Source organism: Streptomyces sp. NPDC021080 (genome assembly GCF_044333225.1).
Classification (GTDB): domain Bacteria; phylum Actinomycetota; class Actinomycetes; order Streptomycetales; family Streptomycetaceae; genus Streptomyces.
On sequence record NZ_JBIRQM010000001.1, the window covers coordinates 243,251 to 268,851 of the forward strand.

Below are 25,601 nucleotides of genomic sequence, written 5' to 3' on the forward strand. Positions count from 1 at the left end.
GTCACCAGCCCGAGGGCGTGTAGACGACGGAAGTGGTCGACGCATCGCCCCAGGCGAGTTCACGCAGCAGGGCCGCGGTGCCCTCCTCGGGGTCGATCAGGCCGATGCCCTGCCGGGCGTAGGCGCGGGCCAGCTCCGGTCCGACCATGCCGCCGTGCCGGACGGCGGGCGCCCAAGGCCCCCAGTGCACGGTCAGCGCCCGGTGTCCGGTGCGGGCGGCCCAGGCCGCGCCGAGGGTCTGGAGCGCGTCGTTGGCCGCCGCGTAGTCCGCCTGACCCCGGTTGCCCAGGACGCCGGCGATGCTGCCGAACAGCACGGTGAACGCGGGCCCGTCGGGCAGCTCCTCCAGAGAGGTGAGCAGGGCGTTCGCGCCGGTCGCCTTCGTGCCGTAGACCCGCTGGAAGGACTCGGCGGTCTTCTCGGCGATGATCCGGTCCTCGATCACCCCGGCCGCGTAGACGACACCGTCGAGGCGGCCGTGCTCGGCGTGGATCTCCTTCACCGCCTGGAGCACCGCCTCCGGCTCCCGGAAGTCGACGCAGCGGTAGCGGACCCGGCTGCCGAGCGCCCTGAGCTCCGTCAGCGTCGCGGTGATCTCCCGCCGGGCGAGGAGGAGTCCGGCGGCGCGGTTGATCGCGGCCGGATCCTTCATGCCGCGCGCGGCGAGCGCCGCGCGCAGTGCGGCCGGGGTACGGGCGGCGGCCGTGTCCGGGTCCTCCGGTCCGTCCGGCGCGGGCGTCCTGCCGAGCAGTTCGAGCCGGCACCGGGAGGCGGCGGCGAGGGCCGCGGCGCACTGCGCGGTGATGCCGCGTGCCCCGCCGGCCAGCAGGACCACCGCGTCCCGGTCCAGGCCGAGCGCGGCTGCCTCGGCCGCCCCCGCACCGGCCGGTCCGGCGCCGGTGCTGCCGAGGATCCCGAGCGGTGACTCGACGAGCTCCGGAGCGAACCGGCCCTCGGGCCGGCGCAGGACGACCGGGGCGCGGTCGGGAGCGCACACCTCGTCGACCACCGCGTCCGCGAGCAGCAGCGCGTCCGCGACGGTCAGCGTGTCCGGGACGGCCAGAGTGTCCGCGACGGCCGACGCGGTCGCCACCTCCACCGTCCGCGCGACCGTCTCCGGGTACTCGCGCGCCACGGTACGGAAGAAGCCGCGAAGCCCCGCCGCCACCGTGTCCGGCACGTCCCCGTCGGCGGCCCGCACGGCCAGCAGCCTGCGCGGTCCCCGGGCCAGGGCGGCCTTCAGGACGGGGAAGGCGTCCGGCAGTACCGGCGTGCCACCCGTCACGAGGTACAGGACCCCGTCCACCCGGCCGTCGTCCTGGGTGAGCAGATGCTCCCGGTCGCGTACGACGACGTCGGCGCCGTGCGAGGCGAGCCGGGCGCCGATCTCGGGGGCGTCGCCGAGGACGGCCCACCGCGTCCCGGACAGCACGGCCGCCGGATCCGCCGCACCACCCTCCTGCCCGAGGGGCGCCGACCGCGGCAGATACCGCTTGGGCGCCTCGCCGTTCACCGCCTCGCCGTTCACCGTCGTGCCGGTGCCCGCCTCCACGGCCTCGGCCGTCCCGGACGCCTCCGGTGCCCCGGCCGCCTCAGCCGCCCCGGTGACCTCGGCGGTCTCGACCGCATGGGCCGCCTCGGCCGCCGGTTCGGTCTCCGCGTCCTCGGCGGGAAGCGCGGCCGGCTCCGCGGGGCCGGAGAGCCGCGCGGTCAGCCAGTCGGTCACCGCGGCGGCCGTCCGTGCCTTCGCCAGGTCCTCCAGCTCGGCGTCGTCGAGCCCGGTGAGGTCCGAGCCGTCCCCGGCGCCGAGGCGCCGGGCCAGTTCACCGGCGATCTCCGCCCGCTTGATGGAGTCGATGCTGAGGTCGGCCTCCAGGTCGAGATCGGGTTCGATCATGTCGAGGGGATAGCCGGTCCGCTCGCTGATGATCTCCAGGACCATCTGCCGGACGTCGCCGCCCCGGACCGGTGCGGGCCCGGTGCCGGACGCCTGGTGGGCCGGCGGCTCCGTGGCGGATCCCTGGTGGGCCGACGACCCTGTGACCGGCGGAGGCTGAGGAGACGGCACGGCCGTCCGCGGCGGCTCCGTCAGGGGCGCGGCCTCCGTCGCCTCCCACGAGGCCGGCGGGGCGACGGGCGCGGGCGGCGCGGCCGTCCGTTCCCCGGCCCCCGCTCCGAGATAGGTCATGAGCACGTCACGCTGAGCGGCGACCATCTCGCGGCTGGTGCGCAGGAAATCGGCGATCAGCGCGTCCTGGGCGCCTCGAGCGTCCTGGCGCTCCCGGCCGCGCGTGCCGTGACGGTCGTCCCGGCCGGACGGGACCGCGTGCGGGGGGTTCGTCGGCACAGTGGCCTCCACGACTCGTCGGGCCGGTGCGAGCGCACCGGGAAGGAGGTCTCCGGCGGCAGTGCGTACCAACTGCCCGTCGACCGTCCAGCCGGGCCGTCCCGGTACCGGCGTGCGCACCGCGTCGACGGCGTCGCGGCCCCGCAGCAGCCAGCCGGTGCGCACCGGCAGCCCCGCGACGGCCAGTCGGGCCAGGGCGTCCAGCCAGCCGCGCAGGCCGTCGTCCGGGCGCGGCTCGCAGGCGACCGTCCGGTGCGGCCGGTCGCCGAGGATCTGTCCGACCAGCCCGGTCAGCACGGATCCGGGCCCGGCCTCGACGAAGATCCGCGCGCCCGCCTCGTACATCGCCTCGATCTGTTCGACGAACCCGACCGGTGCGCCGATCTGTGCGGCGAGTTCGGCCCGTACCCCGTCCGGGGAGGCGGCGTACGGCGCCGCGGTGCGGTTGGCCCACACGGGGAACTCCGGCGCGCGCACCGGCCTGGCCGCGAGTGCCTCGGCGAACCGGGCGCCCGCACCGGCGACCAGCGGGCTGTGGAAGGCACAGGCCACGGGGATGCGCTGGGCGCCGTACCCCGCCTCGCGCAGCAGCCGTACCGCGTCCGTGACGTCGTCGACGGGGCCGGATATCACCGTCTGGCGGGGCGCGTTGCGGTTGGCGACGACCACCGTGGCCGGCGCCCCGGCCGTCCGCAGGGTCCCCGCGACCTCCGCGGCGCCGGCCTTGACCGCGGCCATGGTCCCCGGGTCCGCTCCGCGGTCCGCGCCGGCGGCCTCGAGGATCGCCGCCGCCCGTTCGGAGCTGAGCGCGAGAAGCGTTTCGGGGGCGAGGGCGCCGGCCGCGCTCAGGGCGACCAGTTCGCCGTAGCTGTGCCCGGCGGCCATGTCGGGCCGTATCCCGGCCGTGGTGAGCAGGGCGTGGGCGGCGAGTCCGGTGATGCCGAGGGCGGGCTGTGCGGCCCGGGTGTCGGTGAGCGCCGCCCGCTGCCGTTCGCGCGCGCCGTCACCGAAGGCGGCGGGCGGGTACAGCCGGCCCGCCTGGTCGGCACCGAGTTCGAGGTAGTGGCGCAGCTCGGGGAAGGCGACGAACAGGTCGGCGAACATTCCCGGGCGCTGGCTGCCCTGGCCGGGGAAGAGGAAGGCCACCTTGCCCCCGGCCGGGTCCTGGGCGAGATGGACGCCGTGCGCCGGATCGTGCTCCCCGGCCAGCGCCCGTCGCAGCCGCCCGGTCAGCTCGTCCACGTCCGCGGCCACGACCGCCACCTGCGCCGGATCCGGGCAGACGTCGGCCCGGCGGGCCGCGCTCAGCGCCAGGTCCCGCAGCCGCCACGGCCGGCCGTCGGCCTCGGCGGCCCCGAGCAGCTCCTCCACGGCCCGGTGCGCCGCCGCGACGTCCCGGCCCCGGAACACGAACAGTTCGGCCGGCCAGACGTCCAACGTCTGCACCGGCGCCGTTCCGTCCGCGTACGCGCCCAGCACCACGTGGAAGTTGGTCCCGCCGAAGCCGAACGCGCTGACACCGGCGAACCGTTGCGGGGCCGGAGCCGCCCAGGGCCGGGCCCGGGTGTGGAAGACGAACGGGCTGCTCCCCTCGTCCCAGGCCGCGTTGGGGCGCTCCAGGTGCAGGGTGGGCGGCCGGACACCGGTGTACAGCGCCAGTACCGCCTTGATCAGCCCGGCCAGCCCGGCGGCGCACTTGGTGTGCCCGATCTGCGACTTGACCGAACCGAGCGCACAGCTGCCCGGTTCGGCCCCGGCCTCGCCGAACACCTCACCGAGGACGGTCAGTTCGGTGCGGTCGCCGACCACGGTCCCGGTGCCGTGCGCCTCGACGAGCCCGACGTCGGCCGGCGAGACACCCGCGTTGCGGTAGGCCCGCTCCAGCGCCGAGCGCTGACCCTCGGGGCGGGGCGCGGTCAGGCCCCGTGAGCGGCCGTCGCTCGAACTGCCGAGGCCCTTGATCACACCGTAGACGCGGTCGCCGTCCCGCTCGGCGTCCGCGAGCCGCTTCAGGACGACGCAGGCGACGCCCTCGCCGAGCGCGATGCCGTCGGCCGAGCCGTCGAAGGAGCGGGAGCGGCCGGTGGGGGAGAGCGCGTGCACCGAGGAGAACAGGACGTAGTCGTTGATGCCGTTGTGCAGGTCGGCGCCGCCGCACAGCACCACGTCGCTGGTGTTGCCGACGAGTTCCTTGCACGCCACGTCCACCGCGGCCAGCGAGGAGGCGCAGGCGGCGTCGACGGTGAAGTTGGCGCCGCCGAGGTCCAGCCGGTTGGCGATCCGGCCGGAGATCACGTTGGCGAGCATGCCCGGGAAGGAATCCTCGGTGAGCCGGGGCAACTGGCCGTCGAGGCCCTCGGGGACGCGCCCGTGGTACGACGGGAGCACGGCGCGCAGCGTGGCCGCGTTGGACAGGTCGCTGCCCGCCTCCGCGCCGAAGACCACCGAGGTACGGGACCGGTCGAACTCCCTTCCCCCGTCTCCGTATCCGGCGTCCTCCAGAGCGCGCCGGGCGGCCTCCAGGGACAGGAGCTGGACCGGCTCGATGCTGCCGAGCGACGCCGGCGGGATGCCGTAGCGCAGCGGGTCGAAGGGGATGCGGGGCAGGAAGCCGCCCCACTTGGAGGGGACGGCGGTGCTCGAGGGGAGGGCGCCGTCGGAGGGGGCGGCACCGCTGGAGGGGGCGCCGTCGTCGCCCTGCCCGTAGTGCACGGCCGGGTCCCAGCGCTCGGGCGGGACCTCCCCGACCGCGTCCCGGCCGCCGACGACGTTCGCCCAGAAGGTGGGGAGGTCGGGCGCCTGCGGGAACATGCAGGCCATCCCGACGACGGCGATGTCCAGTGGCGCGGGTGCGACCGGCTCCCGGGTCCCGGACCCGGCCGGCCGCTCGCCCAGTCGGTCACGCAGGCCCGGCGCCCGCTCGGCGAGGAAGCCGGCGGCCCCGGAGGTCACCGCCCGGTGCAGCGCCGCGACGGTGGTGGTGGCCGAGCGCAGCACGGCCACCTCCCCGGCCATGAACATGCCGTCGCCGAGCTGGCGGTCCTCGTCGACGGACCTGAGCGCCCCGTCGTCGTCCCGTTCCACGCCCTTGCTCGCGAGGCGCAGCCGCCCGATGTTGAGCCGCTCCAGTTCTTCCCAGATCCGCCGGTCGGCCACGCCCGCGGACCGCAGCCGCCCCTCGTGCTCGCGGTACCCCTCGGTGAAGGGGCTCGGCACGCAGCGGGTGGCGTGACCGGGCGCGGTCTCCAGGAGCGTGGTCCGCTCGGCGGCCCGCACCTGGCGCTGGAAGAGCGGCTGGATCGCGCCGCGCGCGACCGCCTCCTCGGTGAACAGGTACGCGGTGCCCAGGAGGACCCCGACGGCGGCCCCGCGCGAGGTCAGCGGGGCCGCGAGCGCGGCGACCATCGCCGCCGAGCGCTCGTCGTGGACACCGCCCGCGAAGAACACCTCCAGCGCCTCCGCCGTGTTCCCACCCCGCTCGTTCCTCCTGTCGTTCCTGTCGTTCCTGTCGTTCCTGCTGTTCCCGCCTTTCCCGTCGGCCGTGTCCAGGAAGTCCTCCAGGACCGCGAGTTGCGCCTCCCAGAGCGGGAAGCTGCCGCGCGGACCGACGTGTCCGCCGCACTCGGAGCCCTCGAACACGAACCGGCGGGCCCCGGCCTCCAGGAACTGCCGCAGCAGCCCCGGTGAGGGCACGTGCAGGAAGGTGCGGATCCCGTCCTCCTCCAGTGCCCGTGCCTGGGAAGGGCGCCCGCCCGCGATGACGGCGTGCGTCGGCCGCAGCTCCCGTACCGCTTCCAGCTGGGCGGTACGCACCTCCTCCGGCGCGAAGCCGAGCACGCCGACGCCCCAGGGCCGCCCTGCCATGGCGGCCCGGGTCTCGGTCAGCATCGCCCGGGTGCGCGCGCCGTCCGCCAGCGCGAGCGCGAGAAAGGGCAGCGCGCCGTCCTCGGCGACCGCCGCGGCGAACTCGGCGCGGTCGCTGACCCGGGTCATCGGACCCTGCGCGACGGGCAGCCGGGTGCCGAGCGCCCGGCTCATCGGGGAGCCCGCGGCCAGCGCCCCGGCGGCCACGTCGTCGCGTACGACGTCGCGCACCGCGTCCGTCAGAGCGCGTACCGTGCGGCGCACGTCACCCCAGCGGCGCGCGAACCGGGCGGCGAGGAAGCCGTCCTGACCCACCGGCAGCAACTGGGTCCGCGGATCCTGCGCGCCCAGCGCCGCCGCGACCGCCGCCGGATCGGTCCCGTCGACGCGCGGCGCGTCCGGGCCACGGCGCAGCAGCACTCGGTGACCGGCCAGCACGACGGTCTCCGAGCCGTCCAGGGACCGTAATCGTGCGGCGGCCGCCTCCGGCAGCGACGACTCGGCCAGCAGCGCGAGCTGGCCGTCCAGTACCACCCCGGCCGCCCCGCCGGTCATCGCGGCGGCCGCCGTCCGGGGGCCGATTCCGCCGCAGGCCCAGACGGGGAGCGGCACGTCGGTCGCGGCGAGCAGTCGCTGGAGCAGGACGAAGGTGCTCAACTCCCCGACACGTCCGCCGCATTCGCTGCCGCGGGCGATCAGTCCGTACGCTCCGGCGCGCACCGCGGCCCGCGCCTCGTCGAGGTCCGTGACCTCCACCAGCACATGGTGGCCGTCGGCCAGGTCGTCGGCCCGCCACGGCGCGTCGACCGCGAGCACCACCGTGTCCGGCCGGCCGGTGCCGCCGGTCCCCGGCGCGAGGTCGGCGGGGTCCAGTCGGCAGCGGGCGCCGATCCGGACCCCGAACGGTCCCGGTGCCAGGCGGCACAGGCGTTCCAGCGCGTCACGGGATCTTCGGTCCCCGTCGCCCAGGTCGAGCACGCCGAGCCCGCCGGCCCGGCACACCGCCGCGGCGAGCCGGGCGTCGGGTTCGCCGAACGGGGTGATGCCGATGATCATGTCCTCGGAACGCACAGCAGACGTCATGATTCTCCGAATCAAGCTGAGACTGCTCGGTGGGGGATGCGGTACGACAACGATGGCGGCGCGTCGGATTCCAGCGGGATCTGGGACAACCCGGGAACACCGATGAGAAAAGCCTGCTCGAAACGCGTTGAAAGGTAGTCCTGTTGTTACTGGCTGGTCAATGTTGAACCAGTGGGGCGACGCGCGGGCGTATTGATTCGGTCAACCGCGGACGCCGGAAGGGGCGCCGGAAACCGGATCAATTCCTTGGTGGTGCCGTTCCGTTCACCCCCCTCACGCATCACCGAAACGCCAATAGGTGAATGAGGAACTTTCTCCGGTGCGGCATGTCCGAATCGGGGCGCCCTTTCCCTTCGGGTGACGGGCGAGGGAAAATTCCATGTGTTGATCTTGAAGTGATCGGGAAAGGCGTGTACCGGTTGCCACGGCCTCCGTTGTCCGCCCGCGGTGTCGCGTGGTGCGGCGTCGGCGACCGGTCCGTCGGCGACAGCCGGGTGTCCTGATCGCCGGACGTTCGAGGCGACAAGATCGAAGCCCGACTCGACGGCGACGAGGCCCTCGTCGAGAATCGACATGACCTCCTGCGCGGATTTCTCGCTCTGCGACTTCGGCTACCACGCAGAGCCCGAGGGCCTGACGGTCGGCCGACTCGAAGGGGTTCGGTCACGCCGTCGACGAGGTCTTCGAGGAAGACCTCGCGAACATCATCGGTCTCGGTTCGATGCTACAACGCGCGAGCAGGGGCCGGCGCACGTGCGCGCTCTGCACCGAGCGCCCCGAGCACGCGGCGACCTCCGCACGGGCGGGGATCACCTACCGGCTCGGCCTGCCGTGCCGGCCCTGGAGCAGTCGCGCCGTCATCGCGATCCACCACGACGGCCGGACCGGCTGTCCGGCCGGCCATGGCGAAGTCCTGCCCGCCCTTCCACGCGGACGCCTGCCCAGGTGCGCGGGCAGTGGCCGGCGTTGTCGCCACCCTGGCCCGCTCCCCCGGATCGCCGCCGAGTGGCACCCCTCGCTCGGTAGTTGACCAAAAACCGCCGACGACCGGCACGTCGTGCTGCTGTTTTATGAACGCAATGTTTCCAAGCAGTCGAAAACTTGGCCGGAATGGCATGGCGGGGTGTCCGTGCGTGGACGAACGCGGTTCGTCCCATCGGCCGTGCGAGTTGTCAAGCGCGCCCTGTGAATGCGGGCGATTGCCAGGTCAGGTCGGGTCGCGAGGGTCAATTGTCACTGTGCGTAAGCCTGTTGACATCCTTTGAGAACGCTTGCGATTGTCTTGCCCGACCGCGTCGGTCGAACGAGCAGTCGACGCGGGACGGGGGAGGAAAAGTGGACGCAGTGAGTACGGGCGGGCCGGACGAGGACTGTCCGGGGAACACGGGCGACGTCTCCGTTCTCGTGATCGTCGGCGCCAACCCGACCGTGGCGAGGGCGGCGGCGTCCCTGCCCGGCGAGCTGATCCACGTCCAGTTACCGGGCGCCCCCGCCCTCGACCCGGGCACCCGGGTCCTGACGGCCGACTTCCGGGACCTGCCCGCCTTCCTGGCCTTCACCGACGAGGTGCTGCGGCCCCTGCGGCCCACCGCCGTCGTCTCGCTCACCGAGTTCGGCCTGGAGCCGGCCGCGCTGGCCGCCCGCCGGCTCCGTGTCACCGGCGTCGACCCGGCCGTCGTCCACGCCACCCGCGACAAACTCGCCATGCGGCGGATCCTGGAACGCCGGGCACCGCATCTGAACCCGGCCTTCGCGGCGGGTGACGACGCCGAGGCGGTGGACCGGTTGTTCGCCGCCTACGGGCAGGCCATCGCCAAGCCGGTCGACGGGGTCGGCAGCGCCTCCATCGCCCTGGTGGAAAGCGTCGACGCGCTCCCGGCGGACCGCCGTACGGCCGCCACCCTGCTGGAACAGTTCGCCGAGGGGCGGGAGTTCAGCGTCGAGACCCTCTCCAGGGGCGGACGGCACACCGTCATCGGCATCGCCGAGAAGGGCACCGCGGACGGCTTCGTCGAGGTCAGCCACATGATGCCGCCGCCCTCCCTGGACCCGCACCGCCAGGAACTGGTCGCCCGGGCGGTCGGCGAACTGCTCGACGTCCTCGGGCTCACCGACGGCCCCGGTCACACCGAGATCATGGTCGACGGCGACAAGATCGTCGTGATCGAGACCCACACCCGGCTCGGCGGCGACGGCATCGCGGACCTGGTCCAGCTCACCACCGGAGTCGAGTGGCGGCGCGCCGCCCTCGGCTGGGCGATCGGTGCGGAGGTCCACCGGAGCCCCGCCGCGGCGGCCGCGGCCGCCACCGTCTTCCTCACCGCCCCGCCCGGGCGCGTGACGGCCGTCGCGCCGCCGCCGACCCTCGCCCACGGGCGGATCCATGCCTGGGACCTCTCCGTCCGGCCCGGCGACGAGGCCCGCCCGTTGCGTTCCTCCGCCGACCGGCTCGGCATGGCCGTCCTGACCGCGGCCGGCACCGAAGCCTGTGCGGCGGCCGTCGCGGAACTCACCGCCCGGCCCGTGGTCACCACCGTGCCCGAGCCGCAGCTCTGACACGGAACCGCGCCGCGGTTCCGTGTCCTCCGGTCAATTCCCGCTCGGTCCCATTTTTTGTGCCTCATTCCTGACGACAACACCACACCCGGGGGTCACATGTCTGTTCAGAACGCGCCGGTTTCCTATGATTTCCATGGCGATGTCCCGTTCTCCACGCCCTTCAAGGACATCAAGCCCGACGACATCCACATCTACCTCGACCTCGACACCAAGGTCGGCAAGAACACCTGTGGCCAGAAGTGCGCGCACTGCTGGTTCGTCAACTACGAAAAGGTCTACGACAAGTCCTTCGCCATGGAGGAAGGCCCCCGCATCCTGGAGGGCCTGCAGTCGCACGGGTACCACGTCTATCCCCGCTACGTGGACAGCTTCGCCTACGACGGCGAGTTCATGAACCTCTACGGACCGGCCAACAACCGTGAGTTCCGCCAGGAGTTGGACCACACGCCGACCGCGACGATGGAGAAGGGCGACGCCTGGACCAGCGGCCGCCCCCTGCTCGCCGACAACTGGCGGAAACTCCTCGACCGGGCGGTGGAAAACGGCTACGGCACCATCTCCATCACCTACCACGGCGTGATCGACGAGAACCTCGACGTCACCGACCACAAGACGTACCCCATCAAGGGCGTCTTCTCCGGCGCGGACACCGAGGAGGTGCTGCGCCGCATCGGCGAGTACAACAAGGGAGTCGCCGCCGAGGACGCCTTCCGCGTCAACATCGGCGTCACCGTCGGCCGCCACAACCACGGCCGCACCTCCCTGGAGCGCTACGCCCACTACTTCAACAAGCTGGGCGTGGCCACCGTCCGGTTCAACAACTTCACCGACCACGGCAACCGCCACCCCGAACTGCGCCTGAGCCGTGAGGAGGTCGAGCAGGCCTACCGCGACTTCAAGTGGCTCCACGAGACGGTCCCGCTCCAGTTCCAGCTCGGCGTCAGCGAGGACTTCGGCACGTTCGGCATCAAGGCCATGGGCTTCCCCGGCCACGTCGGCTGGTGCCGGGCCGGCCGTCAGCTCTTCGCCGCCATTCCCGCGCCGGAGGAGGTCCTCTCCGAAGGACCCGAGGGCCGCCGCGAGAAGATCGGCGACATCGTGGGCTGCGTCAACACCTTCGAGCCGCACCTCGGCGTCCTGACCCGCACCGTCACCGCCGAAGGCACCACGTACGACGTGGAGTTCGACCACGACGAGATCGAGGCGTTCACCGCCAAGCGGATGGCCGGCACGTACAAGGACGGCTGCTTCGCCACCGAACTGTCCGAGGAACTCGGCCTGATCTCCCGGGTTCCCGAGCGGCGTCGGCTGCCGCTCCTCGTCGAGTCCGCGTCCTGAACCGAGAGAAGACCCCGCAATGCGCCACATCCTCGTCTTCGCCAAGACGCCCTACGCCAAGACCCCGTACGACCGCTGGCTGGCCGGCTCGGGGATCGTCCCGGTCATCGTGACCACGTCCGAGTTCGCGCAGGGTTACGCCCATCTCCCGCACGTGCACGCCTTCGACGCGTACGACACCAACCAACTGGTCGAGAAGACCGCGCTGCGGCTGGCCCGGGCGTTCGCGGTCGAGGCGGTCTTCGCCCGGGCCGAGGCCGACGTCGTAAGGGCCGCGCGGTTGCGGGAACTGCTCGGCATGCCGGGCCAGCACACCGCGAGCGCGCTGGCCTTCCGCGACAAGGTCGTCATGAAGGACCATCTCGCGGGCGGACCCGTCGACGTCCCGGCCTACCGCCGGATCGACTCCGCCTACACCGTGCTGGACTTCGTCGCCGAGCACGGCTACCCGGTCGTGATCAAACCGGTGTCCGAGTCGGGCTCGCTGGGCGCGGCGATCGTCCGCGACGAGGCCGAGCTGGACGCCTACCTGGCCAGGCCGTGGCAGGGCGTCAGCGAGATCGAGGTGTTCGTACCCGGGCAGATGTACCACGTGGACGGGCTGGTGGCCGGCGGCGAGGTCGTCTTCGTCCACCCCTTCCGCTACCTCAACGACTGCCTGTCGTTCCGGAGCAACGACTGGGTGGCCAACCTGCCGCTCACCCCCCAGGACCCGCTGTACGACCGGCTGGTCAAGGCGGCGCGGGCGGTCTTGGCCGAGCTGCCGACACCGCCGCAGACCGCGTTCCACGCAGAGTTCTGGATCACGCCGGACGACCGGCTGGTCTTCTGCGAGATCGCCAGCCGTACCGGCGGGGGCATGATCAGCGCGATGGTCCGGCACGCCTTCGGGATCGACCTGGACAAGGAGTGGCTGTACGCCGAGTGCGGTCTGCCCTCGACGGTGGACACCTCCCGGTACCGGCCCGCCGGGGCCCTGTGCATCCCGCCGCGGAACGGGGTGCTGGAGCAGCTTCCCCCCGAGGCCGGACGGCCCGGGTGCGTCCGCGAGGAGATGTTCACCGGGGCGGTCGGCCAGGAGTTCCACGGCGGGGTGAAGTCCGGTCTGTTCCTGGCCGGTTATGTGGTCGACGGGGACAGCGAGGAGGATGTGGCCGCCAATCTCGAACGTGTGGCGGGCTGGTTCTCCGACAACTCCCGGTGGCGGCCCGCCCGGTCCTCCGGAGGTATCGCATGAGCGCCCCAACACCCCCTGGAATCGACGCCGTCGGCGTGCCCGGCCCGCTCGTCGCGGCGGACTGGGTGGCCGGGCGGCTCGGACAGGAGGGTCTGGTCCTCTTCGACGCCTCCGTCGGCGCCCGCCGGGGCGGCGCCCCGCACATCCCCGGAGCCCGCCCCTTCGACCTCGACGGGGACCTCTCCGACCACACCTCCGCGGTGCCGCACACCATGCCCGGCGCCGAGGAGCTGACCGAGGCGCTGCGCGCACTCGGCGTGCGCGACACCGACACGGTCGTCGTCTACGACGCCCAGGGCGTCTACTCCAGCGCCCGCGCCTGGTGGATGCTGCGTGCCATGGGCTTCGACCGGGTCGCCGTACTCGACGGCGGACTGCCCGCCTGGACCGCGGCCGGTCACCCGGTCGAAGCCGGGCCCGCCGCGTACGACGGCCCGCGCGGCACGTTCACCGCCCGGCCCCGGTCCGGCCTGATCGTGGACGCCGACACCGTCGCCGCCGCCCTCGCCGACCCGCGTGCCGCCGTACTCGACGCACGAACCCGGGAGCGTTACGCGGGCACCGCCCCGGAACCCCGCCCGGGCCTGCGCGGCGGCCACATGCCGGGCTCCGTCAGCCTGCCCTTCGGTGAACTCCAGTGCGACGGCGGGGCGATGCGTCCGGCGGACGAGCTGCGTACGGTGTTCGAGGCGGCGGCCGGGGACCGGGAGCAGCTGTACTTCAGCTGCGGCTCCGGGGTCACCGCCTGCGTCCTCGCGCTCGGCGCCACCCTGGCCGGCTACCGCGAACTCGCCGTGTACGACGGATCGTGGAGCGAGTGGGGCCTGCCCTCGGAGCGCCCGGTGGCCACCGGCGAGGGCGATTCACCGTGAGCGGGGGGCGTCTCGGCGGCGGACTCGCCGCGAAGTACCGGACGTTCACCGGTCTGCCGTCCGCGCTCAAGGCACTGATCGTCCTGTCGTTCGTCGTCGCGCTGGGCAGTTACATGGTCACCCCGTTCATCGGGGTGCTCATGGTCGAGACCGTCCACCTGGACGTCCGGGTGGCCGGGGTACTGGTGGCGGTGGCCACCTTCATCCAGTTCGGCGGCAGCATCCTGGGCGGCGCGGTCGTGGACCGGCTCGGGCTCAAGCGGACGATGGTGTTCGCGCTCACCCTGCGCACGGCCGGACTGGTGATGCTCGGGGCAGCCGTCAAGGTGCCCTGGGCGGCGTACCCGGCCGTCGTCCTCGTGGCGGCCGGCCCGGCGCTGTACCTCCCGGCGAACAAGGCGTACATCGTCACCAGCGTCTCCGACGACCTGCGCCCGCTGTTCCTCGGGGTGAGCAGCGCCGCGCTCAACGCCGGTATGGGCCTCGGCCCGTTGCTGGCCGCGCTGCTGGTCGACGCCGACCCGATGGCGCTGCTCATCGGTCTCGCCGGGCTCTTCGCGCTGATCACCGCGGCCCACCAGGTCACCCTGAAGCCGGCCGAACGCCGGCCGGCCGCGGAGCCGGCGGGGGAGGAAGGGCCCACCGGGAAGTGGGCGGCGCTGCGGGGAGCGCTGCGGCCGGTCCTGTTCACCGCCCTCGCCTACTACCTGTACTTCTTCTTCCAGAGCTTCATGGGCCTGTACGCGGCCGGGGTGTCCGACATCCGGGCGCTGGGCTGGGTGATGCTGCTCAACTGCGCCATGGTGGTGGTGTTCCAGCCGGTGCTCGCCGACCGTATCGCGCGGGCCGACTACCGCCTGCTGATGGCCGGTTCGTTCACCGTGATGGCGGCGGGCATGGCGGTCATGTCCCTCGGCGGCACCCCGGCCCTGCTGACCGGCACCGCGCTGTTCACCATGGGCGAGATCTTCCTCTTCCTCCGCTGCGACCTGGAACTCGTCGAACTCCTGCCGCGCAACGCCGCGTTCGCCTTCGGTGTGCAGCGGCTCACGGGCGGTGTCGGCGGACTCCTCGCCGGTGTCGTCGGCGGATTCGTCTTCGCCCACTACAGGTCCGGCGGTCAACTGGGCACGTTCTGGCTGGTGGTGGGGGCTCAGTGCGCGATCGCGGCGCTGCTCGCCCTGGCGCTGGGCCGCCACCGGCGGCCCGCGGTGCCCGAACCCCCGCTGCCCGAAGCGGTGGTGGGCCGGTGAAGGAGCCCCTCGACTCGCCGGAGACACGGTACGTGCACGCCGGTTCGGACCCGCGCCGGCAGGGCGGCTACGTCAACCCGCCCGTGCACCACGCCTCCACGGTCCTCTACCGGGACGTGGCCGAGATGGACGCCTCCCAGGCCGACCCGCTCAAGCGGGGCGGTCCGGTCTACGGACGTTTCGGCACGCCCACCAGCCGCGCCTTCGAGGAGGCGCTGACCGAGCTGGAGGGCGGCCACGCCGCGGTGGTGACGTGCTCCGGTCTCTCGGCGATCACCACGACGATCCTCGCGTACGTCCGGGCCGGCGACCACATCCTCGTCAGCGACTCGGTGTATCTGCCGACGCGGAAGTTCTGCGACTCGCTCGCCGTGCTGGGCGTGGAGACCGAGTACTACAGCCCGACCGCGGACGGCGCCGCGATCGCCCGGCTGATCCGCCCGCGAACACGGCTGCTGTACCTCGAGTCCCCGGGCTCCACGACCTTCGAGGTGCAGGACGTCCCGGCGCTCACCGCCGTCTGCCGGGCCCGCGGGGTGGCCACCATCGCGGACAACACCTGGGCCACGCCCATGTTCCACCGCCCGCTGGCACTGGGCGCGGGCGTGGACGCGGTGGTGCACTCCGCGACCAAGTACCTGACGGGGCACGCGGACAGCATCCTCGGGGCGGTGGTCTGCACCGAGGAGAGCTACCCGTTGGTCCGGGGCGCGGCGATGCGGCTCGGCCAGTGCGCGAGCGCCGACGACACCTACCTGGGCCTGCGCGGACTGCGCACCCTCGGCGTGCGTCTGGCCCGCCACCAGGAACAAGGCCTGGAACTGGCCCGCTGGATCGCGGGACGGGAAGGTGTGGCGGCAGTCCTGCACCCCGGTCTGCCCGGGGACCCCGGCCACGATCTGTGGCGCCGCGACTTCACCGGCGCGGCCGGCCTGTTCGGGGTGGAACTCGATCCGGTCTTCGGGAAACCGGACATCGACGCGATGCTGGATCACCTGCGCCTCTTCGGGCTCGGTCACAGCTACGGCGGCTACGAGAGCCTGATCGTCCCCGCCGACCCCGTCTCCCGGCGCCTGCCCGGGACATGGGCGGGCCGGGGCCCCCTGATCCGGGTGCACGTCGGCCTCGAGGCACTGGCCGACCTGAAGCAGGACCTGAGGGCGGGCTTCGAGGTCCTGCTCCGCGGACGCGTCCCGCACCGCATCGCCTAGAGGACTCATGAAGATCCCGGGGTGCCGGCTCCGCCGTGTGAGCGGCGGAGCCGGACTCTTCGGTGGTGTGCCGGGCGGTGCCACCGCGGTCTGCCGAGCCGAGACCTCGATGTGGCGCAAAAAGGTCAACAGCGGGGCGGTGTGGGCCTTCGAACACCTGGCGGCAGCTGACCGGACAGGCGCGGCGATAGTAGTCTCCGGAGACGGCCCTTGACCCGCAAAAGCAGGCAGGGAGCAGGACGAATCGGGAGTTTTTTCGTGTTTCGCACTATGTTCAAGTCCAAGATCCACCGTGCCACGGTCACCCAGGCCGACCTGCACTACGTCGGATCCGTGACCATCGACGCCGATCTGCTCGACGCCGCGGACCTGCTGCCCGGCGAACTCGTCCACATCGTCGACATCACCAACGGCGCCCGCCTGGAGACGTACGTCATCGAGGGGGAGCGCGGGTCGGGGGTCGTCGGGATCAACGGAGCGGCGGCCCATCTCGTGCACCCCGGTGACCTGGTGATCATCATCAGTTACGCTCAGGTCGCCGACGCCGAGGCGCGCGCGCTGCGGCCGCGGGTCGTGCACGTGGACCGCGACAACCGGATCGTGTCCCTCGGCACCGACCCGTCCGAGCCGGTACCGGGCTCGGACCAGGAGCGCAGCCCGCAGGCCGTCACCGTCTGAGCGGCGGGGCGGCCGCAACGCAGGACCCCAGGATCCAGGACCGAGGACCGAGGAGTGCCCGTGAGCGACATCGAGATCCGCGACGACCGGCCGGCCGGACGTCTCGAAGCCTTCGCCGACGGCCAAGTGGTCGGACACATCGAGTACTTCGTCCTGGAGGAGCCCGCGCGGGCCCTCGTCCCGGTGCACACCGTCGTGGAGCCGGAGCACGAGGGCAAGGGCATCGCCGGCTCCCTCGCCCGCGAGCTGTACGGCATCGCCGCCCGCGAGGGTGTCGTCGTGGCCCCGCTCTGCCCGTACGTCGTGAGGTGGGCCGAGCGGCACCCCGAGGAGGCCCCGGCGGCCGACCCGGAGCTGCTGAACGCCGCGACGGAGTGGCTCAAGGCGCATCCGGGACGCTTCTGATGGCCCCGGTTCCCGCTCCCGCCCCGGCCCCGGTTCCCGCTTCCGCCCCGGATCCGGGGCAGCTTCCGCCCCGGTCCGGACCGGTCGCCCTGCTGCACACCTCACCGGCGCATGTCCCCGTCTTCGAGGCCCTGCGGGACGCGGATCACCCGGGTCTGGAACTGCGTCACCTGGTCGACGAGGAACTGCTCGCGAGAGCCCGGCGCGAGGGGCCCGAAGCGGTGGCCGGCGAGGTGCGGGCGCTGCTGGCCGGGGCCGTCGCCGACGGTGCCCGGGTCGTCCTGTGCACCTGCTCGACCATCGGCGCGGTCGCCGAACGGTCCGGTGCCGAGGTGCCCGTGCTCCGCGTGGACCGTCCGATGGCCGCCGCCGCGGTGGCCGCGGGACCCCGGGTCGTCGTCCTCGCGACGGTGGCGAGCACGCTGGAACCGACCGTCGCCCTGGTCGAGGAGGAGGCCCGCCGTGCGGGTCGCCCCATCGAGGTCCGTACGGCCCTGGTCGAGCACGCGTGGGCGCTGTTCGAGGCGGGTGACACGGACGGCTGCGCCCGCGTGGTGGCCGACGCGGCCGACGCGGTCGCCGACGCCGATGCCATCGTCCTCGCCCAGGCGTCCATGACCCCGGCCGAGCGGCTCACCACGACCCCGGTGCCGGTGCTGTCCAGCCCCCGCCCCGGGCTCGCCGCCGCGGCGGACGCGGCCCGCGCGGTGCACGCCGGGTAGCGTCCCGGCCGGTGGCCCGGGCAGGGCCGGACCCGGCCTCGGGCGTCCCCCGGCGGTGCCGCCGGCGCGACCGGGACTGGGCCACCCGGGGGCTGCCTCCCCTGCGACGGAGTGAGTGGGGGCTCGGGTGCCGGGTACGCGGGAGACAAGTCCAGAGGGCCGACGTACCGACTGGCTGGAGGACCGTCATGACACACCCGTATCCCGACCCCGTGCCGCCGGGACCCACCCCCGGACCGCGCCCCGAACCCCCGGGGCCGTCACCCTTCCCCGATCCGGTGCCGAATCCGGGCGGCCCCGACCCCGCGCCGGGACCGGCACCCGGTCCCGCCCCGGGCCCGAACCCGGGCGGGCCCGATCCGGTACCCGGTCCCGCACCCGTACCCGGTCCGGAGCCCGTACCGTCCCCGTCCCCGATCCCGAAGCCGCCGGGCCCCGACCCGGTGCCGGAGCCCCAGCCCCGGCCGGAGCCGCTGTCCTGACGGGCGCAGCGGACCGATCGCCCCGGTCACCAGGGCCCCGGACGGTTTCCATGCACTCTCGCGTGTGAACGACATACGGGGTGCACCCAGTGCGGTGCCGTCGGGCTGGAACCGGGCTTCGTCGAGGACCCGGGGCAAGGCGCTCGCGGGTTCGCGCGGTGGGTCGAGGGCATGCTCGAGCGGGGCCCGCTCGGTGGTGCCGAGCTGATGGGCCGGCCGCGCCGGCAGATCGACGCCTTCCGCTGCCCCGACTGCGCACACCTGGAACTGTTCGCCGCCCGGTGGGGCCAGCCCCGGCGGAGCCGGCCCCGCCGGGCACGTGGCGCTGTGAGTGCGCCGAAGCCGTCACGAGTCCCGTTCCGGGAACGTGACGGCTTCGGCGGGGGTACGGCACCCGGGCCGCCCGGTGGCGGCCCCGCGGGGCGACCGCTATGCCTCGACCTCCGACCGGTCGCCGCCCCACAGCGTGTGGAACGACCCCTCGCGGTCCGTCCTGCGGTAGGTGTGCGCTCCGAAGAAGTCCCGCTGCCCCTGGGTGAGCGCGGCCGGCAGGCGCTCGGCGCGCAGGGCGTCGTAGTAGGCGAGGGCCGCCGAGAAGCCGGGTGTGGGCACGCCCTGGCGGGTCGCGGCGACGAGGACCTCGCGCCAGTCGTCCTGGGCCGCCGCGATCTCCTGGGCGAACGTCTCGTCCGACAGCAGGCTCGGCAGATCGGGCCGGGCGTCGTAGGCGGCACGGATACGGTCGAGGAAGGCCGCCCGGATGATGCAGCCGCCGCGCCAGATCGAGGCGACGGAACCGAGGTCGATGTTCCAGTCGTATTCGTCGCTGCCCGCGGTGATCTCGTGGAATCCCTGCGTGTACGAGACGATCTTCGACGCGTACAGCGCCTGCTCGACCCGGTCCGCGAAGGCCGCGGCCTCGGACTCGTCGAGCTTCTGCGCCGTCGGACCGGCGAGGCCGCGCGAGGCGGCGCGCAGGTCCGCGTGCCCCGACAGCGAGCGGGCGAACACCGCCTCGGCGATACCGGACACCGGCACCCCCAGGTCCAGTGCGATCTGCACGGTCCAGCGGCCCGTGCCCTTCTGCTCGGCCCGGTCCTGGACCACGTCCACGAACGGCTTGCCCGTCGCCGCGTCGACGTGCGACAGCACCTCGGCGGTGATCTCGATCAGATACGAGTCGAGCCGGCCGGTGTTCCACGTGCGGAAGATGTCCGCGATCTGCGCGGGGGAGTACCCGGCGACATCGCGGAGCAGCTGGTAGGCCTCGCCGATGAGCTGCATGTCGGCGTACTCGATGCCGTTGTGGACCATCTTCACGAAGTGCCCGGCGCCGTCGGGACCCACATGCGTGACGCACGGCGCCCCGTCGGCCGCCTTCGCGGAGATCTTCTCCAGCATCGGACCGAGCGAGGCGTACGACTCGACCGAGCCGCCCGGCATGATGCTCGGCCCGTTCAGCGCGCCCTCCTCGCCGCCGGACACACCCGTGCCGACGAAGTGGATGCCCTGCTCGCGCAGCGCCCGCTCACGGCGCCGGGTGTCCGCGAAATGCGCGTTGCCGCCGTCGATGATCATGTCGCCGGGCTCCAGGAGCGGGGCGAACTCCTGGATCACCGCGTCGGTCGGCTCGCCCGCCTTCACCATGATCACCAGACGCCGGGGCCGCTCCAGCGCCGCCACGAACTCCTTCGCGGTCTCGGCCGCCACGAACGTGCCCTCGTGGCCGAACTCCTCCACCAGCGCGTTCGTCTTCGCCACGGTGCGGTTGTGCACGGCGACCGCGTAACCGTTGCGGGCGAAGTTGCGGGCGAGATTGCGCCCCATGACCGCGAGACCCGTGACGCCGATCTGGGCTGAAGTGCTCATTCGGTTGGCTCCTAAGAAGTGCGGTAAGTCCGTTGGCCGGTACGGGAAATGTTCCGGTACCGGTGCCACCGGTCGTGCTCGTACGTGCTGCTCGCCAGTATTGCCCCAGGCCATCCTGACGTGTCGCAGGTGTCCACGCAGAAGAACGACCCCGCGTCGCGGGGGCGGATTTCGGACAGGCCGGGCGGCGCGGGCCGCCGACGGCGGCCGTGCCCGCAGGCCCGCGCACGGCCCCCGCCGTGGCGCGGCCGGGTCCGGCGAACGGGCCGGACGCCCGTCGCCGGCCGCGGGAACCCGATGTCGGAGGGCTGCGGAGCGGCGGGCGGCGCACCCCGGTCCCGGGCCCGTCCGGTCACCCGCCGTGCGGAGCGCGTCCACTCGGGCGGCAGGCCGGGGTCCGGTCAACCGCCTTTTCCGAGCGACCGGTTGCCGTCTTGTCCCGTCCTGTTCCCAGCGCTTACTTTTGCCGCTCCTGACGCATGTCTAGGGGGCTCCCTCATGGCCGTACGCGGTCGGCACCGCCGGTATCAGCCGAACAGGATCAACCGCGCCTCACTCACCGTCACGGCGGGCGGCGCAGGGATCGCGCTCCCGCTGGTCGGGGCCACGGGCGCCCACGCGGCCGACGTCGGGACCTGGAACAAGGTCGCCGCCTGCGAGTCCAGCGGCAACTGGAGCATCAACACCGGCAACGGCTACTACGGCGGACTGCAGTTCACCCGGTCCACCTGGGAGGCGTACGGCGGCCAGGCCTACGCCCGGCGCGCGGACCTCGCCACCAGGGACCAGCAGATCGCCGTGGCCGAGAAGGTGCTCAAGGGCCAGGGCCCCGGCGCCTGGCCGGTGTGCTCGGTGCGCGGAGGGCTGACCCGGGGCGGTGGCACCCCCGACATCAGCCCGGAGGGGACCGCGGCACAGACGGCGAAGCAGCGGTCCGTGCGGGACGTGAAGCCGCAGACCACACCGCAGTCGCGGGCGGGGACCGCCGAGATGTACACCGTCGTACGCGGCGACACGCTGTCCGGCATCGCCGGCTCCCGGCACGTCCAGGGCGGCTGGCAGGGGCTGTACGCCGCGAACCGTACGACCGTCGGCTCCGATCCGGACCTGATCCTGCCCGGCCAGCGGCTCACCCTGGACGGCGCGACCAGGGCGCCCGCGCACACCCCGGCGAAGAGTTCCCCGAAGACGCACCCCCGGGCGCCGGAGAAGAAGACGCCGGCGAAGAAGGCCTCGGCCGGCAGGACGTCCTCGCACGCGACGGCCCCGGCCAGGACGGGGACGCACGAACTCGTGGCCCCGGTGCACGCGGCGACCGGAACGCCCTACCGCGCCACCGGCTCCCACTGGTCGAAGGGCTACCACACGGGCGTCGACTTCCCCGTGCCGACCGGCACCTCCGTCGCGGCGGTCGCCGCCGGGCACGTGGTCGGCGCGGGCTGGGGCGGATCGTTCGGCTACCAGGTGGTGATCCGGCACGCCGACGGCCGCTACACGCAGTACGGCCATCTCTCCGCGATCTCCGTGAAGGCGGGGCAGAGCGTGGTGTCCGGCCAGCGCATAGGCCGCTCGGGCTCCACCGGCAACAGCACGGGCCCGCATCTGCACTTCGAGGTGCGGACCGGGCCCGGCTTCGGATCCGACATCGACCCGGTGGCCTACCTCCGGGCCGGCGGCGTCAGGATTTGACTCGGGTGCGGTGGTGGCTGACGAACGGCGTCGGCACGTAGGGCACACCGAGCATGACGGTCAGGCAGGCCACCTGCTCCTCCGAGGCCGCGGAGTGCCGTCCGGCGACGACCTCCATCGCCGGGACCGCGGCGGCCGTGACCGGAGCGGTTGCTGCGGCCGGAGCGGCTATTGCGGCGACTGCGGCCGGAGCGGCCACTGCGGCGACCGTGGCCGGAGCCGGTGCGAACGCACCCCCGGCCGTGGCCCGCGGAGCCGCCGACGGGAACACGCTGTCGCCGCCCGCCCGAGAGGGCCCCGGCACGCTCCCGGCACCGGGCTGCGCAGCCGGTACGAGCACGTCCGCGCCGTCCGCGGGCAGCCCGGCCAGCAGCTCCGCCACGGCGGCCTCGGCCTCCGTGAGAACGCCGAGACCGGCGGCGACCGGGACGGCGGGCTCCGCACGCCGCGGCTTCGACACGGCCGGTTCGGGGAGCGGCTCGGACGGGGCCGCGACGGCGACCGGAGCCGGGCCGGCGACGGCCGCCCGGTGCGCTTCCCCGGCCGGCTGCCCGGCGTCCGCCTCCGGCACGGCCGCGAGCTCGGGGACGGGAGCCGCTGATCGGTCGCGACTGCCGGTTCCCCCGGTGCCGATGGGCTCGGAGCCGATGCGCTCGGTGGTGAGCAGGATCAGACCGCCCGCCGCGACGACGCCGCAGACCAGGGCGAGCGTGGTGCCGGTCGTTCCGTAGCGGAAGGTCTCGCCGAACATCGTGATGCCGACGGCGGCCGCCACGACGGGGTTCACGACCGTCAGCGTGGCCAGCGGCGCTTCCAGGCCGGCACCTCGGTAGGAGGCCTGCGAGATCAGCATGCCGGCCGTCGCGAAGGCACCGATGGCCGCGAGGCTCGACAGGTCGGCGAGCGAGACGTGCCGCGACCAGTCGACCGCGACGGTCTTGGTGAACACGGAGGACATGCTGAAGGCGACGCCCGCCGCGACCGCGAGCAGCACACTGCGCACCGCGGGGTGCCGGTGCGCCGCGCGTCCGGCCGTCATCAGGGCCGCGACCGCGCCGCCCGACACCACGCCCAGCGCCAGACGCTGGGCATTGCTCAGGGACTGCGCGTCGGACGCGCCGACCAGGGACAGCAGGCCCGCGAGACCGACGGTGGCCATGATCGCGCCGCGCCAGGCGGCGGCTCCGGCCCGGCGGCCGACGAACAGGGCCGCCATCGGGAGCGCGAAGACGATGGTCAGCGCGCCGAGCGGCTGTACGAGGCTCAGCGGGCCGAAGGCGAGGGCGACCACGTGCAGCAGCCCGCCCAGGCCGGTCAGCGCGACGGCCGCCCACCAGCCCGGCCTGCGCAGGGGAGCGTAGGTCTGGCCGGGAGAGGTCACCGCGACCCGCTCCTGGATGATCGCGCCGCCCGCGTACGCGACGGCTGAGACGAACGAGAGCACCACGGACAAAGCGAGGGCACTCATGAGTCCCTCCTCTGCGTACGGCGCGGAGCGGCGGCCCGGCGCGACGAACGGTCGGCTTCCATGCAAACAACGATGCCGTGCGATTTAGTTCTCGTCGTCGTCCCTGAGCAGTCATTGGGTCCTACTGCCGATGGAGTACGAATCGCCCGCTGTCCTCCCCAGGGTGGGCGACACCACGCCCTGATCCACTGGTGGTTCCCCCTAGGGGTCTTGGTACTACTGCTCTTCGTGGACCTCGACCCCGAACTCAAGGCGCTCGACGCGCTCGGCGGATTCTTCGTACTGCGCACCGGCGTACCGCCGGGCGGCCCCCTGCCGACCCTCGCGAGCGCCTTCGCGGACCCGTGGTCCGCGACCTCTTCGGAGGTTTACGGAGATCCGATAACTTTTCGTGTCCAAAAAGTTTCACAGAGTATCCGGGCGCCGGAATCGCGGGTCGCGGCCTCGGTGGCGCAGCAGGGTCTGGCGGCCCGTTTCTGGTCGATCGCCCTCGGTGCCGCCGCCCTCTGCGGCCGGCTGCCCGACCTCGATCCGGAGCTGCTGTTCTGGGACCCGGACGCCGGTGCTCCCGACGATCTCCGGCTCGGCGAGGTCCGCTTCCGGCCCGTGAGCGATCTCGACGCGGTCGTGCGCGCCGGACTGCTCGTGCCGCTGAGCGCGGCCCTGCGCTCGCGCCACCGCGTCCCGCCGGGCCTGCTGTGGGGCAACGCGGGCTCCGCCCTGGCCGGGACCGTCCGCCAGCTGGACCGCTGGGCCCTCGCCCACGGACGTCCGGACGTGGGGGAGCGGGCCAGGGCGCTGGCCGGCCGGCTCTTCGCGCATCCCGACCTGGCCGCCACCCTGGACCCGGGGACGCTGCGCCGCCGCAGCTGCTGCCTCTACTACCGGGTGCCCGGCGGCGGGGTCTGCGGCGACTGCTGCTTCGACCGCCCACCACGCCCGGCGCCCCGCCGCTCCTGACACGGTCGCACCACCGGGCCCGGCTCCTGCGCTCCGCCGGTCCTGGCACGGTGGCCGCGCCGGATCCGGCGCGGCCACCTCACCGGTCCTGGTACGGCCGCCCCGCCGGACTCGGGACCCGCGCCCCGCCGGACTCGGCACCCGCGCCCCGCCGGGCCCGGCGGGGCAGGGCTTCTCGCGGTCTTCCGTATCGGCTTCAACTGAGTGACCATGAGGGGCACCAGCCGGCTAGGACGGGGGTTGTGCGTGCGCGTGGGACTGCTGACCCGGGAGTATCCGCCGGACGTCTACGGCGGTGCGGGCGTCCATGTCGAGTTCCTCGCGAGGGAGTTACGGGCCCTCACCGAACTCGACGTGCACTGCTGGGGCGAGGGCGCCGCGGGCGGAGTCGTCCGGCACCGGCCCTGGTCCGCACTCGACGGCGCCAACGACGCCCTGCGCACCTTCTCCGTGGACCTCTCCATCGCCGCCGCGCTCGAAGGCCGCGAACTCGTGCACTCCCACACCTGGTACGCCAACCTCGCGGGACACTTCGCCAAGCTCCTGCACGGCATTCCGCATGTGATGACCGCCCACTCGCTCGAACCGCTGCGGCCCTGGAAGGCCGAGCAGCTCGGCGGTGGCTACGCGCTCTCCGGCTGGGCCGAGCGCACCGCCGTCGAGGCCGCCGACGCCGTGATCGCCGTCTCCGGCGCCATGCGCGACGACGTCCTCGGCTGCTACCCGGACCTGGACCCGGCCAGGGTGCACGTCGTGCACAACGGCATCGACACCTCCCTGTACCGCCCCGACCACGGCACCGACGTCCTGGAGCGGATCGGCCTCGACACCGGGCGCCCGTACATCCTGTTCGTCGGCCGCATCACCCGGCAGAAGGGGGTGCCCCATCTCCTGCGCGCGGTACGGGACATCGACCCGGCCGCCCAGGTGGTGCTGTGCGCGGGTGCCCCCGACACCCCGGAGATCGACCGTGAGTTCCGCGAGCTGTACCGGGAGTTGAGCGCCGTGCGCGACGGCGTGCACTGGATCCCGCAGATGCTGCCCCGGCCCGACGTCATCCAACTCCTCACACACGCCGCCGTGTTCGTGTGCCCCTCGGTGTACGAGCCGCTCGGCATCGTCAACCTGGAGGCGATGGCCTGCGGGACGGCGGTGGTGGCCTCGCGCGTCGGTGGCATTCCCGAGGTGGTCGAGCACGGTGAGACGGGCCTTCTCGTGCCGCTCGGGGACGACTTCGAGGCGGGGCTCGCGACGGCTCTGGACTCCGTGCTCGCCGACCCCGTCACGGCCCGGCGCATGGGCGAGGCCGGACGGCGGCGCGCGGTGGGGGAGTTCGGCTGGGACACGGTGGCCCGAAGGACGGTCCGGCTGTACGAGGAAGTCCTCAAAGCGGGGTAACCCTTCGGACAGGGCGACTTCGGCCAAGTCGACCTCGGACAGGCCGGCTTCGGGCAGGCCTACTTCGGACGGGCGGCTTCGGGCAGGCCGACCTCGGGCAGGTGAACTTCGGAACGCGGGGCGGGTCCGGGCAGCCGGGCGTTGCCCCACCGGGCGTGGAAGGGGC

General features: G+C 73.3%; 16 protein-coding genes. 12 read left to right on the plus strand and 4 right to left on the minus strand.

What is annotated here, in order from left to right; genetic code table 11:
* Position 1: 1 nt before the first annotated feature.
* Together ACH4S8_RS01050 and ACH4S8_RS01055 are read right to left on the minus strand one after the other, a co-directional pair.
* A complete protein-coding gene (locus ACH4S8_RS01050) occupies positions 2 to 7,294 on the minus strand; it encodes an SDR family NAD(P)-dependent oxidoreductase (RefSeq protein ID WP_398389657.1) in 7,293 nt (2,430 codons plus the stop codon).
* A 146-nt stretch (positions 7,295 to 7,440) separates the two neighbouring features.
* The gene (locus ACH4S8_RS01055) at positions 7,441 to 7,869 is read right to left on the minus strand and encodes a hypothetical protein (protein ID WP_398389659.1); all 429 of its coding nucleotides are present in this window, start codon (positions 7,867 to 7,869) and stop codon (positions 7,441 to 7,443) included.
* A 760-nt stretch (positions 7,870 to 8,629) separates the two neighbouring features.
* On the opposite strand from ACH4S8_RS01055, the gene ACH4S8_RS01060 reads away from it, so the two are divergent.
* The 9 genes from ACH4S8_RS01060 to ACH4S8_RS01100 all read left to right on the plus strand — a co-directional run bounded on the left by ACH4S8_RS01060 (position 8,630) and on the right by ACH4S8_RS01100 (position 17,569).
* A complete protein-coding gene (locus tag ACH4S8_RS01060) occupies positions 8,630 to 9,850 on the plus strand; it encodes an ATP-grasp domain-containing protein (RefSeq protein WP_398389661.1) in 1,221 nt (406 codons plus the stop codon).
* 99 nt (positions 9,851 to 9,949) lie between these two features.
* Positions 9,950 to 11,191 (plus strand): radical SAM protein, encoded by a 1,242-nt coding sequence (locus ACH4S8_RS01065; protein WP_398389663.1) that lies wholly within the window; start codon positions 9,950 to 9,952, stop codon positions 11,189 to 11,191.
* A 19-nt stretch (positions 11,192 to 11,210) separates the two neighbouring features.
* Positions 11,211 to 12,428 carry an acetyl-CoA carboxylase biotin carboxylase subunit family protein gene (locus ACH4S8_RS01070; protein ID WP_398389665.1) on the plus strand — a complete coding sequence of 406 codons (1,218 nt, stop codon included), beginning with the start codon at positions 11,211 to 11,213 and terminating at the stop codon, positions 12,426 to 12,428.
* Positions 12,425 to 13,300, plus strand: coding sequence for a sulfurtransferase (locus tag ACH4S8_RS01075; protein ID WP_398389667.1), 876 nt, complete (start codon positions 12,425 to 12,427; stop codon positions 13,298 to 13,300). The genes ACH4S8_RS01070 and ACH4S8_RS01075 overlap by 4 nt, the downstream gene beginning before the upstream one ends.
* A complete protein-coding gene (locus tag ACH4S8_RS01080) occupies positions 13,297 to 14,553 on the plus strand; it encodes an MFS transporter (RefSeq protein ID WP_398389668.1) in 1,257 nt (418 codons plus the stop codon). Before ACH4S8_RS01075 ends, ACH4S8_RS01080 begins: the two co-directional genes overlap by 4 nt.
* Complete coding sequence (gene metC / locus ACH4S8_RS01085) at positions 14,550 to 15,764, plus strand: cystathionine beta-lyase (protein WP_398389670.1); 1,215 nt, start codon at positions 14,550 to 14,552, stop codon at positions 15,762 to 15,764. The genes ACH4S8_RS01080 and metC overlap by 4 nt, the downstream gene beginning before the upstream one ends.
* A gap of 258 nt (positions 15,765 to 16,022) precedes the next feature.
* Entirely contained in the window at positions 16,023 to 16,442 is a 420-nt protein-coding gene (panD, locus tag ACH4S8_RS01090) for an aspartate 1-decarboxylase (RefSeq protein WP_398389671.1), read from the plus strand.
* 60 nt (positions 16,443 to 16,502) lie between these two features.
* Positions 16,503 to 16,847, plus strand: coding sequence for a GNAT family N-acetyltransferase (locus ACH4S8_RS01095; protein ID WP_398389673.1), 345 nt, complete (start codon positions 16,503 to 16,505; stop codon positions 16,845 to 16,847).
* Positions 16,847 to 17,569, plus strand: coding sequence for an aspartate/glutamate racemase family protein (locus tag ACH4S8_RS01100; RefSeq protein WP_398389675.1), 723 nt, complete (start codon positions 16,847 to 16,849; stop codon positions 17,567 to 17,569). The genes ACH4S8_RS01095 and ACH4S8_RS01100 overlap by 1 nt, the downstream gene beginning before the upstream one ends.
* A 911-nt stretch (positions 17,570 to 18,480) precedes the next feature.
* Here the strand turns inward: ACH4S8_RS01100 and gndA are convergent.
* A complete protein-coding gene (gene gndA / locus ACH4S8_RS01105) occupies positions 18,481 to 19,920 on the minus strand; it encodes an NADP-dependent phosphogluconate dehydrogenase (protein ID WP_398389677.1) in 1,440 nt (479 codons plus the stop codon).
* A gap of 498 nt (positions 19,921 to 20,418) precedes the next feature.
* Here gndA and ACH4S8_RS01110 point away from each other — a divergent pair, with 498 nt between their 5' ends.
* Positions 20,419 to 21,609, plus strand: coding sequence for a transglycosylase family protein (locus tag ACH4S8_RS01110; protein WP_398389679.1), 1,191 nt, complete (start codon positions 20,419 to 20,421; stop codon positions 21,607 to 21,609).
* Here the strand turns inward: ACH4S8_RS01110 and ACH4S8_RS01115 are convergent.
* Positions 21,599 to 23,077, minus strand: coding sequence for a DMT family transporter (locus tag ACH4S8_RS01115; RefSeq protein ID WP_398389680.1), 1,479 nt, complete (start codon positions 23,075 to 23,077; stop codon positions 21,599 to 21,601). The two genes, ACH4S8_RS01110 and ACH4S8_RS01115, sit on opposite strands and share 11 nt — an antisense overlap.
* 210 nt (positions 23,078 to 23,287) lie before the next feature.
* Between ACH4S8_RS01115 and ACH4S8_RS01120 the strand changes: the two genes are divergently transcribed.
* Positions 23,288 to 24,037: a (2Fe-2S)-binding protein gene (locus ACH4S8_RS01120; RefSeq protein WP_398389682.1), complete on the plus strand. Its 750-nt coding sequence runs from the start codon at positions 23,288 to 23,290 to the stop codon at positions 24,035 to 24,037.
* Positions 24,038 to 24,283: 246 nt separating this feature from the next.
* Complete coding sequence (glgA, locus tag ACH4S8_RS01125) at positions 24,284 to 25,435, plus strand: glycogen synthase (RefSeq protein ID WP_398389684.1); 1,152 nt, start codon at positions 24,284 to 24,286, stop codon at positions 25,433 to 25,435.
* Positions 25,436 to 25,601 lie beyond the last annotated feature (166 nt).